The organism is Prevotella sp. E13-27, from assembly GCF_023217965.1.
Taxonomy (GTDB): domain Bacteria; phylum Bacteroidota; class Bacteroidia; order Bacteroidales; family Bacteroidaceae; genus Prevotella.
In genome coordinates this window covers 593,192-608,198 of sequence record NZ_JALPSC010000002.1, presented here as the reverse complement: position 1 = coordinate 608,198, position 15,007 = coordinate 593,192, and the positions used below count along the sequence as shown (strand labels likewise).

Annotated in this window: 12 protein-coding genes; 11 read left to right on the top strand and 1 reads right to left on the bottom strand. The window is 40.9% G+C overall.

The window, feature by feature from the left end; translation table 11 throughout:
• Position 1 precedes the first annotated feature (1 nt).
• The 4 genes from M1L52_RS11475 to M1L52_RS11460 all read left to right on the top strand — a co-directional run bounded on the left by M1L52_RS11475 (position 2) and on the right by M1L52_RS11460 (position 5,070).
• Positions 2 to 721: an HAD family hydrolase gene (locus tag M1L52_RS11475; RefSeq protein WP_248616076.1), complete on the top strand. Its 720-nt coding sequence runs from the start codon at positions 2 to 4 to the stop codon at positions 719 to 721.
• A 186-nt stretch (positions 722 to 907) separates the two neighbouring features.
• Positions 908 to 3,472: an ATP-dependent Clp protease ATP-binding subunit gene (locus M1L52_RS11470; RefSeq protein ID WP_248615142.1), complete on the top strand. Its 2,565-nt coding sequence runs from the start codon at positions 908 to 910 to the stop codon at positions 3,470 to 3,472.
• A 93-nt stretch (positions 3,473 to 3,565) separates the two neighbouring features.
• Positions 3,566 to 4,438: an RNA polymerase sigma factor RpoD/SigA gene (locus M1L52_RS11465; protein ID WP_248615141.1), complete on the top strand. Its 873-nt coding sequence runs from the start codon at positions 3,566 to 3,568 to the stop codon at positions 4,436 to 4,438.
• 38 nt (positions 4,439 to 4,476) lie between these two features.
• On the top strand, positions 4,477 to 5,070 hold the full coding sequence (locus M1L52_RS11460; RefSeq protein ID WP_248615140.1) for an acyltransferase: 594 nt from the start codon (positions 4,477 to 4,479) through the stop codon (positions 5,068 to 5,070).
• A gap of 62 nt (positions 5,071 to 5,132) precedes the next feature.
• Here the strand turns inward: M1L52_RS11460 and M1L52_RS11455 are convergent, their stop codons facing one another.
• Positions 5,133 to 6,623, bottom strand: coding sequence for a xylulokinase (locus M1L52_RS11455; RefSeq protein WP_248615139.1), 1,491 nt, complete (start codon positions 6,621 to 6,623; stop codon positions 5,133 to 5,135).
• Positions 6,624 to 6,823: 200 nt separating this feature from the next.
• Between M1L52_RS11455 and M1L52_RS11450 the strand changes: the two genes are divergently transcribed.
• From M1L52_RS11450 to M1L52_RS11420, 7 genes are read left to right on the top strand one after another with little or no spacing between them, the layout of a single operon-like run.
• Positions 6,824 to 7,192: a response regulator transcription factor gene (locus M1L52_RS11450; RefSeq protein WP_027449457.1), complete on the top strand. Its 369-nt coding sequence runs from the start codon at positions 6,824 to 6,826 to the stop codon at positions 7,190 to 7,192.
• Between the two features lie 40 nt (positions 7,193 to 7,232).
• Entirely contained in the window at positions 7,233 to 8,444 is a 1,212-nt protein-coding gene (locus M1L52_RS11445) for a sugar transferase (protein ID WP_410896795.1), read from the top strand.
• 20 nt (positions 8,445 to 8,464) lie between these two features.
• Positions 8,465 to 9,415 carry a TolC family protein gene (locus M1L52_RS11440; RefSeq protein WP_248615138.1) on the top strand — a complete coding sequence of 317 codons (951 nt, stop codon included), beginning with the start codon at positions 8,465 to 8,467 and terminating at the stop codon, positions 9,413 to 9,415.
• Between the two features lie 11 nt (positions 9,416 to 9,426).
• Entirely contained in the window at positions 9,427 to 11,604 is a 2,178-nt protein-coding gene (locus M1L52_RS11435; RefSeq protein WP_248615137.1) for a GumC family protein, read from the top strand.
• Positions 11,605 to 11,606: 2 nt separating this feature from the next.
• Entirely contained in the window at positions 11,607 to 13,142 is a 1,536-nt protein-coding gene (locus tag M1L52_RS11430; protein WP_248615136.1) for an O-antigen ligase family protein, read from the top strand.
• Positions 13,139 to 14,209, top strand: coding sequence for an acyltransferase family protein (locus M1L52_RS11425; protein ID WP_248615135.1), 1,071 nt, complete (start codon positions 13,139 to 13,141; stop codon positions 14,207 to 14,209). The genes M1L52_RS11430 and M1L52_RS11425 overlap by 4 nt, the downstream gene beginning before the upstream one ends.
• Positions 14,206 to 14,979: an SGNH/GDSL hydrolase family protein gene (locus M1L52_RS11420; RefSeq protein ID WP_248615134.1), complete on the top strand. Its 774-nt coding sequence runs from the start codon at positions 14,206 to 14,208 to the stop codon at positions 14,977 to 14,979. The genes M1L52_RS11425 and M1L52_RS11420 overlap by 4 nt, the downstream gene beginning before the upstream one ends.
• The last annotated feature ends 28 nt before the right edge of the window (positions 14,980 to 15,007 follow it).

Below are 15,007 nucleotides of genomic sequence, written 5' to 3'. Positions count from 1 at the left end.
CATGCCTGAAGCAATAGACAGATATTTAAAGAAGTACGGCTTTAAGGCTTTTTCGCCTAAAGCCGTACTCTTTGATATGGACGGCGTCCTCTATGACTCTATGCCCAACCATTCCATAGCGTGGCAGAAGTCGATGGAGAAATTTGGCATCAAGATGACAGCTCACGATGCCTATGCCACAGAAGGAGCACGAGGCATAGATACAATTCGAACAATGGTTCGTCAGCAACAGGGACGAATAATAAGCGAAGAAGAATCACAAAGAATGTACGATGAAAAGTCGCGCATTTTCCACGAGATGAAGGAAGCGCCCGTCATGCCTGGCATAAAAGAACTCATGTCACAGATAGCTGCACAGGGAATAGGTATAGGAGTGGTGACAGGAAGTGGTCAGCGTCCGCTCATCAACCGACTTCTGAAAGATTTCGGCAACTATCTTGACGTGGAGCACATAACAACAGCCTACGACGTAAGCAGAGGAAAGCCCGCTCCTGACCCATATCTCTCAGGACTGAAAAAGTTTGGCGGACTTAACCCATGGGAGGCAATCGTAGTGGAGAACGCCCCACTAGGAGTAGAGGCAGGTGTGGCTGCACGCATCTTTACTATAGCCGTAAATACAGGTCCGCTGCCTGACGAGTGTCTTCTTGACAAAGGCGCAGACTTACTCTTCCCAAACATGCAGAATCTCTCTGATTCATGGAAGAGTATCGTTCTATAAGAACTCTCGTAGCGTTCTTACTAAACACTCGCAGCGTTCTTACTAAACACTCATAGCGTTCTTACTAAACTCTCATAGCATTTGGCAACAACACATTTTTTGCATGAATTAGTTTTTTGGCACACAATTTGCAAGACGATAAATACGTTATTATAAATGTATATCCATTTTGAAAGAAAGAAATAGATGGCAAGTCAGTTTTCACCCAAAGTATCAGAAATATTGTCTTACAGCCGAGAAGAAGCTGCAAGACTGGCAAGTTCTTCGGTAGGACCGGAGCATTTGCTACTGGGCATGATGCGCATGAAAGACGGTCCTGTCATTGACGTATTTCATCGTCTGCGTCTTAATCTTCAGTCAGTAAAGACTGAGCTTGAAATGAAAGTGCGACAAGACGAGATTGGTGCCCCAATAAACACGCAGGAACTCGTGCTCAACGAAAGAGCATCGAACATTCTAAAACTGGCTGTTCTTGAGGCACGCATACAGCATATGACAAAAGTTGACGAGCAGCATCTGCTTTTGGCAATACTACACGACCAGACCACAAATGGAGCAAAACAAATACTAGAGTTTTACAATATGAATTACGAAGATGTGTTGAGTCTAATAAACTCACAACAGTCGTCAGGCAATGCCAGTACAACAAATGGCATTGGCCTTTCTGACGAAGAGGACGACGAAGAATTTGAGACCGCAGGAGCAAGTAGCAGCCGCAATTCAACGCCTGGCAGTACTACGGCTCAGCAGCAAAAGAAAGAAACCAATACTCCTGTTATTGACAATTTCTCTACAGACCTAACAAAGGCCGCAGCCGATGGCAAACTTGACCCTGTAGTTGGAAGAGAACGCGAGATACAGCGAGTTATAGAAATACTTGGCAGAAGAAAGAAAAACAATCCAATACTCATTGGCGAGCCTGGTGTAGGAAAAAGTGCAATAGTGGAAGGATTGGCACAGATGATTGCCCAGCGCAAAACATCACCAATGTTCTTCGGAAAGCGTCTCGTGTCATTAGACATGACTGCCATTGTGGCAGGTACTAAATATCGCGGACAGTTTGAAGAGCGTATAAGAGCACTTTTGAAAGAACTTGAAAGCGATCCTGACATCATAGTCTTTATCGACGAGATTCACACCCTCATTGGTGCTGGTTCGTCTCCTGGTTCTATGGATGCAGCTAACATCATGAAGCCTGCTTTGGCACGTGGTACCATTCAATGCATAGGCGCAACAACGTTAGACGAATATCGTAACTCTATAGAAAAGGACGGCGCGTTGGAAAGACGCTTCCAAAAGGTGATCATTGAACAGACAACACGCGACGAGACCATTCAGATTCTGCATAACATAAAGGATCGCTACGAGCGCCATCATCACGTGGAATACACAGACAAGGCTCTTGAGGCGTGTGTCAAATTGACAGAGCGCTATGTCACAGACCGTGCTTTCCCAGATAAAGCAATAGATGCGATGGATGAAGCCGGCTCAAGAATTCATCTCTCGCACGCGCACATTCCACCTTCAATAATAGAAAAAGAAAAAGAGCTCGCAAAAGTTCTTGAAAAGAAGAAGCAGGCTGTACACAACCAGAACTTCGAACTTGCAGCAAGCTACCGCGACAGACAGACGGAACTTGAGGCAAATCTGGCCATGATGAGAAACGACTGGAGTAACGGCTCGCTTGATGAACGCCAAGTGGTTGACGAGGAAACTATTGCCAATGTAGTGTCAATGATGACTGGCGTACCAGTACAGAAACTTGCTAACGAAGAAGGCATACGTCTCAAAGGAATGGCTCAGGAACTGAAAGCTGCCGTAATAGCCCAAGATGGAGCAATAGACAAGATGGTAAAAGCCATACAACGAAATCGTGTCGGCCTTAAAGATCCCAACCATCCTATTGGCGTATTCATGTTCCTTGGGCCTACTGGCGTAGGTAAAACCTATTTGGCCAAGAAGCTGGCAGAGTTTATGTTTGGCTCGACAGACTCACTCATACGCATAGACATGAGCGAATACACCGAATCGTTCAATGTATCGCGCTTAATTGGTGCGCCTCCAGGATATGTCGGCTATGAGGAAGGAGGACAACTTACAGAGCGAGTACGCCGCCATCCCTACTCCATCGTTCTTCTCGATGAGATAGAAAAGGCACACGGAAATGTATTCAACCTCTTACTCCAAGTATTGGACGAAGGTCGTCTTACAGACGGAAACGGAAGGTTCATAGATTTCCGTAACACGGTGATAATCATGACATCTAACGCAGGAACTCGCCAACTGAAGGATTTCGGTCGTGGCGTGGGCTTCAATGCAACAAATTTAGGAACTAACATGAACGACAAAGACAAGGAGCACGCACGCAGCATAGTGCAGAAAGCATTGTCAAAGCAGTTCTCTCCAGAGTTCCTTAACCGTCTTGACGAAATTATCACTTTCGACCAACTCGATTTGAATGCAATTAAGAAAATTGTTGACATAGAGATTAGCAGTCTGTTCAAACGCATCAAAAACATGGGCTACAATGTAGAGCTCAGCGAAGATGCCAAGGAATTCGTGGCACAACGAGGATATGACGTACAGTTTGGCGCACGCCCACTGAAACGCGCAATACAGAACTACATTGAAGATGGTATTGCAGAGATGATTGTCAACGATGATCTGCCCCTCGGCTCAACCATCCTCGTTACGAAAGATTCAGAAAAAGATGAAATAAAGTTCGTAAAAAAATTGGAAGTTTCAGAATAATTTACTAACTTTGCATCCGATTTTCTTGAAAATTACGGATATTCTGCTGAATTGCAGAGAGTTAGCTAACATTAAGGTATACAAAGGATTAGGATGAGACAACTAAAAATTCAGAAGAGCATAACCAATCGTTCGAGTGAAGCGCTTGACAAGTATCTTGTTGAAATAGGCCGTGCACCACTCATCAGTATCGATGAAGAGATTGAGTTGGCTCAGAAGATTCGTAAGGGCGGTTTAGAAGGTGAGCGTGCAAAGGACAAGTTGGTTACAGCAAACTTGCGCTTTGTCGTGTCTGTTGCAAAGCAATATCAGCACCAAGGACTCACTCTTACCGATCTTATCGACGAGGGTAACATAGGACTAATTAAGGCTGCACAGAAGTTTGACGAGACACGCGGATTCAAGTTCATATCATACGCCGTGTGGTGGATTCGCCAAAGCATACTGCAGGCTATTGCAGAGCAAAGTCGCATTGTTCGACTGCCACTGAACCAAGTAGGCTCACTTAACAAGATAAGCCACGAAATAAACAAGTTTGAGCAGCAGAACCAGCGTCATCCATCAGTCAGCGAACTTGCAGAGCTTACTGACATTGACGAGGAGAAGATTGGACAATCAATGATGGCTGATGGTCATCACGTATCAATAGACGCCCCTTTCCAAGATGGTGAAGACAACTGCATGCTTGACGTGATGGCTTCTGGAGACGATTCACGAACCGATCGTCATGTTGACCACGAATCTATGGCACAGGAGCTCAACTCCGTACTCAGTAAGGTGCTTAAAGAGCGTGAGATAACCATCATCCGCGAATGTTTCGGCATTGGCTGTCACGAGAAAGGTCTTGAAGAGATTGGTGACCAGTTGGGACTAACTCGAGAGCGTGTACGCCAGATTAGAGAGAAGAGTATTGCTAAGCTTCGCGATTCAGGCAACGCCAAGATACTTATGAAGTATCTGGGATAAACATTCGGAATGATCATCTGTTTCATATATTTATAACTATGAACGCAGATTCAATACGCGCAAATCTAAAGAATAGTCCACGGCTTAAAAAGTTCGTGGACTTCTTAGTTATGAACCAGACGGAGACCCGTCCGCGCTGGTATATACGCCTTCTCGCTCCACTTTACCAACATCGCGGCAAAGGTAGTGTCATTCACAGCTCTGTACGCATGGACACGCCTCCATATCGACTTTTCTCGCTCGGAAGGAAAAGTGTAATAGAGTCGTTCTCGTGCATCAACAATGCCGTCGGCGATGTGATTATCGGAGATTATACGCGTGTAGGGCTCCACAACACCATTATTGGCCCTGTAAGAATTGGAAACAATGTGAATCTTGCCCAAGGCATTACCGTTACTGCGCTAAACCACAATTTCGATGATACGACGAAACGCATCGACCAGCAAGGTGTAAGTACAAAAGCAGTTACTATTAACGATGATGTATGGATAGGCGCAAATGCTGTTGTGTTGCCAGGAGTAACTATAGGAACACACTCAGTAGTAGCAGCCGGAGCTGTTGTATCTAAAGACGTGCCACCTTATACAATAGTTGCTGGCGTTCCTGCAAAAGTCATTAAACAATTACAATAAACTTAATAGCGGCTGCCTCATTAATGAAGCAGCCGCTAACTTTCAGACTTAGCACAATAGCATTAGAGTTGTTTCTCCATTACCTGCTTCCAATGTGTGTAAGCTGCCAAATACTCATCACGATGAGCTGAATCTGGTTCAATAACCTGTAATTTCTCAAGTGTTGAGAAAGCATCATTATGGTCACTATATATTCCAGCGCCCATACCAGCACCCTTAGCAGCACCTACCGAACCATCTGTCTCATATAGTTCAATTGTTGCTCCACTCACTCCTGCTAAGGTGTTGCGGAAAAGTGGTGAGAGGAACATGTTTGCCTTGCCAGCATGAATCTTCTTGATATCCATACCCATCTCACGCATTATTTCCATACCGTAACAGAACGAGAAAACAATTCCTTCCTGAGCAGCACGTACAATATGTGCACGAGTATGTTTATTGAAGTTGAGTCCATGAATCGAACAACCAAGTTCCTTGTTCTCAAGAACTCTTTCTGCACCATTGCCAAAAGGCATGATACAAACGCCATCAGAACCGATTGTAGCCTGAGCTGCCAAATCATTCATCTCAGCATATCCCATATCAAAAGTTACATTGCGATGCATCCAAGCATTAAGAATACCTGTACCATTAATACAAAGAAGTACTCCTAAGCGGGTCGCATCAGCACTATGGTTTACATGAGCGAATGTGTTAACACGAGATTTCGTGTCGTAACCGACCTCACCAAGAACGCCATAAACAACTCCACTAGTTCCTGCTGTAGCAGCAATTTCACCTGGTTCAAAAACATTTAATGACAGAGCGTTATTTGGCTGGTCTCCACCACGATATGTAATAGGCGTACCAGCTTTCAGTCCCAATTCCTCAGCAGCCTCCTTGCTTACAACACATTGTTCTGAAAACGTAGGTTTAATATCAGGAATGAGTGATTCAGAAATACCATAATAATCAAGAAGGAACTTTGCAATACTATTCTCTTTGAAATCCCAAAACATTCCTTCACTCAAGCCACTAACCGTAGTATTAACTGTGCCGCTTAGACGCATTGCAAGATAATCGCCAGGAAGCATAATCTTATATATCTTCTCGAACAGTTCTGGCTCATTTTCTTTAACCCACGCAAGTTTAGCTGCTGTAAAGTTACCAGGCGAGTTAAGCAGATGAGCCAAGCACTGATTGCTTCCGAGCTCGCTGAAAGCACGTTCACCATAAGGAACAGCACGTGAATCGCACCAAATAATGGCTGGACGCAAAGGCTTAAGATTATTGTCCACACAAACTAATCCGTGCATTTGGTATGAAATACCTATTGCAACGATTTCATCTCCTTTAACTTGAGCGTCTGCCATTATTTTCTGAAGAGACTGCTTAGCATACTTCCACCAAGATTCGGGTTCCTGTTCTGCCCATCCAGCCTTAGCAGCCATTATTGGGGCTTCCTTTTCTGGGAAGAAAGCAGATGAAACACACTTACCATTGTCTGCATTGACGAGCGAAGCCTTTACAGAAGAGCTGCCTACGTCGAAACCTAAAAGATATCTCTGTGTCATTGAATATAAAGTTTAAAAATTACAGTCTGTATAATTATACGAATGAACGATGATTTTCCCTAAAAACTTTTCCTTACCAACAAAAATAATCACTTTTTCTTTAATTTTTGCTTATTTTTTTACGACCTTTCCAAGTTTTTTCTTAACTTTGCACTTTATAAACAATCAACCTTGGTTAATTTAGGAAAAATATTTCATATATGAAAAAGAAAATTTTGATTCTTGACGACAAAGAAACCATTGCAAAAGTTCTCTCAATTTATCTTATGAGCGATTATGACGTGCAATGGTTACCTGACGGACTTCAGGGTGTTAAATGGCTGCAAGCTGGTAACACTCCAGACCTCATTATTTCAGACATCCGTATGCCAGGAATGCGCGGAGATGATTTCCTTGAGTGGATTAAGCAGAACGAGCTTTTCCGTCATATTCCAGTTATAATGCTTTCAAGCGAAGACTCAACTAGCGAGCGCATTCGTCTGCTTGAGATCGGTGCAGAAGACTATATTGTAAAGCCATTCAACCCAATGGAGCTTAAGATTAGGGTAAAAAAGATTCTGCCAAATTAAGTAATCAGAAAACGCCATATTATTGATACGTCATTATGCCATGATAGGTATCATCTATTTAGGAAACAATCCACAAACAGAGGAACGACTGAAGTATCTGCCAGGCAGACAAGTCATCTTCACAAAAACATATAAAGAGGCTGCTACTGTTTGCTCATCAAGCAAAGGTAACGAGCATTTCATATTGTTCTACGAGAAAAACGTGAGAGCTGAAGATATAACAGCAATTACATATCTCCGCAAGAACAATAAAGATGTGTATATCATTCTGCTAACGGCTGCCATGGACGAAGAAGAGCGACAGACATATCAACAGTGCGGTATCAACGATACATTAGACATTAACGCTTCTGTTACTGATATGAACAAGAAGTTGATGTTTATATGTAACAGAGAAGACGTTCTCTTCACTCGCCAAACAACAAAGCAGAAGATCCTCAGTTTTAAAATTCCTCTTTGGAAACGTACTTTCGATATCGTTTTCTCGCTTATTGGTCTGATTATTGCTGCAATTCCGATGATTATCACAGCAATAGCAATAAAGATTGAAGATCCTAAAGGTCCTGTGCTTTACAAATCAAAACGTGTAGGAACTAACTATACCATCTTTGATTTTCTCAAGTTCCGTTCAATGTATAACGATGCAGACAAGCGTCTTAAAGAACTGAGCAAGAGTAACAACCAATATGCCGAGCATAAAGAAGACGAAAAAGAGCCAAAGACCGTTATAACATCACCCTTAGGCGAAGAAGCAGAGCAGAACATGTTCGACTTGGGTATGGAGTCTGAGATGATGATTAGCGACGATGAGGTAATGCTTGTTGGAGACGACTTTGTCGTATCAGAAAGCGATTTCTCTAAACAGAAAGAAGAAGACATAAATAATGCATTCGTCAAAATTGAAAATGATCCACGCATAACAAAGGTAGGCCGTTTCATCCGCAAGACAAGTATTGACGAATTGCCACAGCTATTCAATATCCTCAAAGGCGACATGTCTATAGTTGGTAACCGTCCTCTCCCACTCTACGAAGCTGAGAAGTTAACTGCCGACTCAAGTATCGATCGCTTCATGGCTCCTGCAGGACTTACTGGCCTATGGCAGGTTGAAGAACGGGGAAAAGGAGGTAATATGTCCGCCGAAGAGAGAAAACAGCTCGACATTCTCTATGGTCAGACATATAACTTTGCTCTTGACATGAAGATTATCTGGCGCACACTTTTCGCATTCATTCAAGACGAAAATGTCTGAAATAAAGACTGACAATGAAAATGTTGAAACGACTTTTGTTTATAGTATCTTTTTGTGCCATAGGCTCATCAGCAATGTCACAAACGCTCGATGACAGTGGTATTAGTGCTGGTTTCTTTGATTCTAGCTTTAGTAAGGATATCAATTTCTCTGATTTCCATTTGCCACCACTTGGCGTACTCTTCGAGAATGCAAAATCAAATCCAAACATCCTTCAGTTTGCCAAACAGCAGGAAATACTTCAGGCTGATGTAACTAAACAGAAGAAACATATTTTCTCATATGTCAATGGACACGGTAGTTACAGTTATGGAAAGACAGACATGTGGGGAAACAACTCGTCAACATACAGCACAATGATTTATCAGTTTCAGGGGTCAGAGCAGAATTATTGGAACATTGGTGTTAGCGTAAACGTACCACTTGAAGATCTTCTTGACATCACTCAGTCGGTAAGGCGTAAACGTCTATTGGTCGAAGAAGCAAAATTGAAAAAAGATGCAGCATTCGATGATCTCAAACTTCAAATAGTAACGCTCTACATTCGTATTACGAATAACCTGTCAGCCTTGAAGACTGCTGGTATAAGCGCTGCCATATATCAAGGTGCGAACCAATTGGAAGAAGAGGATTTCCATCAAGGCAACATGCAGATTGGTGACTATGCCTATAGTAGTCTTCGTGGACAAAATGCAGTGAACACCTATCAAGGTTTACTTACTCAAATAACCACAGACATAGTTACACTTGAGATTCTCAGCCACACGCCTATTTTGACAAACACCACCACAGAAATTACCTTAGATAGCACAGTCAGGAAGTCTGAAAAGCAGATACGCAAAGAAAACAAAGCTATTGAAAAGCGTATTAAAGAAGAGACAGAGAAAGAAGAAAAGAAAATTGCTGCTATGGAAAAAGCAGAGCGTGAGAAGAAAGAAAAAGCTGAGAAATCTAAAAAAGAAATCAAATAACAAGAAAGAATATGGATATTTTCAGATATATAGTCAGATTCTTATATAAAATAAGGTGGTATCTTGTTATACTGCCTCTCATATCCCTTATAATTGCATGGTTTCTTACACGTAACCTTGAGCGAGTATATGATGCCAACACCACAATCTATACAGGTATGCTTACAGGTTATAACATTGAGGGTGGTAGTGGTATTGCTGGTGGTAATGCTCAAACGAACCTTCAAAACCTTATTCTGATTATTACTACAGATAACACCATACATGAAGTTTCTCTCCGTCTATTTGCTCGTTGTATGATGTATGGCAACCCGAACAAAGACAATAACTATATTACAGCTGAACACTTCCGTCAGCTTGATGCCAGTGTACCTGCAGATGTCAAAGCACTTATAAATCATAATAGTGAAAACGCCAGCTATGCCAACTTACGTGCATATGAAAAAGCATCGCAAGGCAATTACCTTTTTGGAATTTTAAACTATCATCCTTACTTTGGAATAAATAACATAACTGCTAAACTTAAGGTAATGCAGCTTGGAAACACAGACCTCATCGACATAGCATATTCATCCAATGATCCTGGTATTTGCTATAATACCATTGATATTCTCAACGATGTCTTTGCTCGTCAATATCAGAATCTCCGATATGGTGAAACACATAATGTAATCAAGTTCTTCGAGCGCGAGGTAGCAAGACTTTACAAGCAATTAACCCATGCTGAGAATGATCTCATACGGTATAATATGAAGCATGGTATCATTAATTACCCCGAGCAGACAAAACAGCTTACTGTTCTTGAGCAACAGCAACAAGTTACTGTAAACGAGTTGCGAATGAACATGGTAACAACTCAAGCACTGATTTCATATCTTGAGCGTCAACTTGGAAACCGTCAGCAAATTATTACATCAAACAAAGAATTCACCTCTCTCGTTCGTGATATATCTCGTCTCCAGTCTCGTATTTCAAATCTGCGTCTTATGAATAGCGAAGTTGGCGGAACTGAGTCTGAAGCACAGATAGAATTGGCGAAAGCAGAACGCCAGCTGCGCGAAGCCACAGACAAAGTAAAGGAACTCACCAGGACTATTGAAGCAAACAACTATAGCACAGATACTGGTGTAAAAGCGAGTGAGCTTATTGACAAGTGGCTTGAACAAATACTTCTCCTTGAGAAAACCAAGGCTGAGATTCAGGCACAAGACATTATGCGCGAGAGTATCGACAAACAGTATCAGAAATACTCTCCTATCGGTGCTACTCTTGACCGCAAGGAACGTCACATAAGTTTCATTGAGGGCAACTATATCGAGATGTTGCGTGCTCTTAATGCAGCTCGTCTGCGTCAGCGCAACCTACAGATGTCAACTGCGACTCTGAGTATCCTAAACCCTCCTATGTTCCCACTTAACGCACAGTCAACGAATCGAATGATGATACTGATTGGTGCATTCATGCTGACATTCTTTATGATAGCACTTAGCTTCTTAATCATTGAACTGCTCGACCGTACACTTCGTGACCGCATGCGTTCTGAGCGAATCACGAATATTCCTGTTATCGGCTGTTTCCCCAAAGAAAGTTCTTTGCGCTACCGCCGTTTCAACAAGACCATCTCCGATATGGCTTTGCGACAGCTTAGTAAGGCTATACTACCATACTTCTCTGAAGGAAAGCAGAATGTACTTAACCTGCTCTCTACTGATGCAGCAAATGGAAAGAGTTACCTCGCACAAGAGCTGGAAAACTACTGGGTATCCATAGGTCTTCAGGTACGTCGTCTAACTTACGATGAAGACTTCTTAGCTGAAGACAGCCGCTATATTATGGCAAAAGATATTAAAGACTTGTGCCCAGATATTCAGCCAAACGAGATTGCAATAGTAGAATATCCTAACCTCGATGATAATGCTGTTCCTTCAGCTCTGCTTAATCTTGGAACAATTAATCTTATGGTTACACGTGCAAATCGAACCTGGAAAGATGTTGACCAAAAGGCACTCAAAGAACTTCAGTCACGTCTCGAAGACAAGAAGAGCCTTTTCATGTATCTTACCGAAGCGAGCCGCTATGCAGTAGAAGAGTTTGTTGGACAGCTGCCACCATACACTCGTTTTAATAACTTCGTTTATCGCATCTCGCAGTTAGGTCTAACGGCAACCGAAAACGAACATGCTAAGTAACAATGGCTTCAACTACGTTTAAATCATATACAAGTAAAAATGGAGGAAGAGTATCCATACTCTTTCTCCTGTTTTTGCTAGCCATATACGAGTTCATCACAGCTGGTTTTGCCCCCTTTGCAATAATCTGCATGATACCAGTCTTTGTCTTGGTGGTAATTGGTACGTTTCGTCACCAAATGACTTGTTTTTGGGCGTTGTTCATTATTAACTATTTCTTGCATTTTGCAGGACGGCATCGTTTTTTGCCAAATGGTATTCCTATGTCCCTATATAATGAGGGATTTGAAATCATACTAGTTATTTCGGCCATTATAGTTTCTTCTGGCGAATCAAAATTCAGCCGTACACTCAATATAATGCTTTTGGCTATTTTGTTATGGTGTGGGCTTGGTTTTATTGAAATATTCAATGACACATGTGGATTAGGCATTAATATCGGTGCATGGTTTGCAGGATTTCGTTTATTATGTATATCTCTATTATGGACTTTTCTAATATTCACTATTTACATAGACACTCCTGAAAAGCTTTATAAGCTTTTAAAAGTATGGGCATTTCTTTCACTTTTTTCCGTGTATTGGACCTTCAATCAGAAATTTTTTGGTTTTACTTTATCAGAAAACATTTGGTTGCAGACTGCTGGAAGAACCCATATAATTCAAGGTGGAACGCTCGTTAGATACTTTTCCACATTCTCTGATGCAGCAAATTATGGGTGTAATGCTGCAGCTACTGCTGTTACATTCATGGTGATAGGAATCACATCACGAATCAAAAAAGACAAGATATTCTTTTTACTAACAAGTTTCGCTGTCATTTGGGGTATGTTTCAGTCAGGAACTCGAACTGCGATTTTCTGTCTAGGTTTTGGTTTGGTAGTGTTTATAGTACTTTCAAAATCTTTTAAAATAGCAGTACCTTCAGCTATTGTTTTCGGTCTTCTTGCATTTATCTTAATATTCACTAAAATTGGTAATGGCAATCAGCAGATACGCCGAATGAGATCTGCTTTCAACAAGGAAGATGCTTCAACGGAAGCTCGTGACATTAATCAGGCTGTTATGAAGAAATATTTAGCTGATGCACCTTGGGGAATAGGCATTGGAACTGGCATGGATAATGTCCCATCAAATAACAAATTTCGAAAGCTCTCAACCCTACCTCCTGATTCAGAATATGTGTTTATATGGATACGAACAGGTGCCATTGGTATTACGGTTTTCTTAGCAGCAATGGCAATCATGTTTATAGGAGCCTCCTGGGTTGTTTTCTTCAAAGTCAAATCCCGTTCCCTAATGGGCGTAGGAGCTGGTATCTGCGGAGCTTTCGCTGCTATGCAGTTAGGCGGCTATGGTAATCAGGTGCTATTACAATATCCCAATGGTTTGATCTTTTTCGGAATGCTTGCCGTCGTATACAACTTTCCCGAGTTAGAATCATCTTGGAATGAATTTGAAGAAAAGCGTTTAAAAATTATTGAAGAAGAACAAAAATTAAAGATAGAAAAGAAGAAAAGCAAATTAGTGGGAATATGAAAAATGATATGTATCATAATATTAACGAGCAACGTCTTTCCGATACAATTTCTTGGTTACGTTTTCCGCTTATCTTTTTTATTATCCTTCTCCACTGCTATTCTGTCGTTAAAATTGAAGGTATATCATCTAACAATTTCTTTAACATAATATATCTACCTGCCCTTTGGTTAGGTGAGACTGGTGTCCCTGGTTTTTTCTTCATTTCCGGTATCCTCTTTTACTCAAGCAAGAAAAGTTATCTGCAAAAACTACATTCACGTATAAAGACGCTACTTGTTCCCTACTTAGTTTGGAACGCACTTCTTTTAGTTATCTACCTAATAGCCTATTCTATAGGTTATCCTCAAGATATTAATGGTAAAAATATTGAAGACTATTACTTATCCGACTATCTAAGGCTCTTTTGGGATAGGGGATCATTTGACAATGGAAACTTTACTCCAATCCTTTGTCCATTATGGTATATCAGGAATCTGTTAATTATGTCTGTTTTATCACCTATTTTTTATTATCTTGTCAAATACGGACGTGAGATATTCCTATTTGTAGTTATCGGATGGTGGATGACAACATATGATAATGCTTTTATCCCCCAAACAATATTATTTTTCTGTTTAGGGGCCTATTTCCCCCTTATGGAAAAGAATGCCCTCTATTGTTTTAGTCACTATAAAAAAGTATTGATTACGCTGACAATAATCTTTGCTATTGCAGACATCGCATCACATGTTTTCTATCCTACACCATTCAATCTTCAGATTCATAGATTTGCTCTACTTTTTAACATACCAGCACTTTTTCTTCTTGCTGACTATTGTTCATGTCGCGGGCTAACAAATACGCTTCTTCCCAAAGCAGCATTTATTGTGTTTTGTACCCACTATCCAATTGCCATTGTTCTGCGCAAGACATGTATATTGTTCTTTAGCAATAGTTCAGCTTCGTTTCATGCTATACTATACATTCTTTGTGTGTTAGCAACAACTATAGTATGTTTAATTATATATAAGATGCTTGAAAACTATTTCCCAAAAGTAAAATCTATATTATCTGGAAACCGATGAAATATCGCATCATTCTTTTTTCAACATTTCTCATTTGCATCTTTATAATCAGCTTAATATTTAACGGCTACTATACACCCTGCAAAACAATACCCCCCTATCAGCTTTCTACAGCAAACAAAGATACATTACAGATAGTTTTCATTGGCGATAGTTGGGCATTCTTTCACGAACCCCGCGACATAGAGGCATCTGAAATGCTTTCGGACATACTAAAACATCCAGTAATTTTCCGATCCTTCGGTATATGCGGACTAACTAGTAAGGAAATCTATGAACAATTGTTTTATAATGATAGTCTTAAGCATTTCCTTCAAAAAGGTTGTCACTATTGTGTCATTTCGGCAGGTATTAATGACACATATAAAAAAATGAGTAAAGATTACTATGTAAAAAGTATGGAGGCAATAATTAATTTTTTCCTTTATAACAACGTGACACCCTTACTTATTGAAATTCCAGACTACGATATTGAAAAATGCTACCAGCGACAAACTTTAACTCGAAAAGTGCTCCGACAGTTTTCTATGTTAGTTAACAACACACCAATAGACTGTAAGCAGATATTCCGCGAAGCCTTAGACAGCATTCTTTCTGATTACAAGGAAAAGGTTGTTATCCTGAATTACAAAGTATGGAACAACCATTATGCAGAAGACTTAGATCATTTTTATCAAAAAGACGGTCTTCATCTTAATGCCATGGGTTACTCAGTCTTTGACAGACAGATAGGGTTATGTTTGTTAAAACAGATTAATTATTCCAAATAAAAAGGCAACAAGAACAAGTACAACGAAG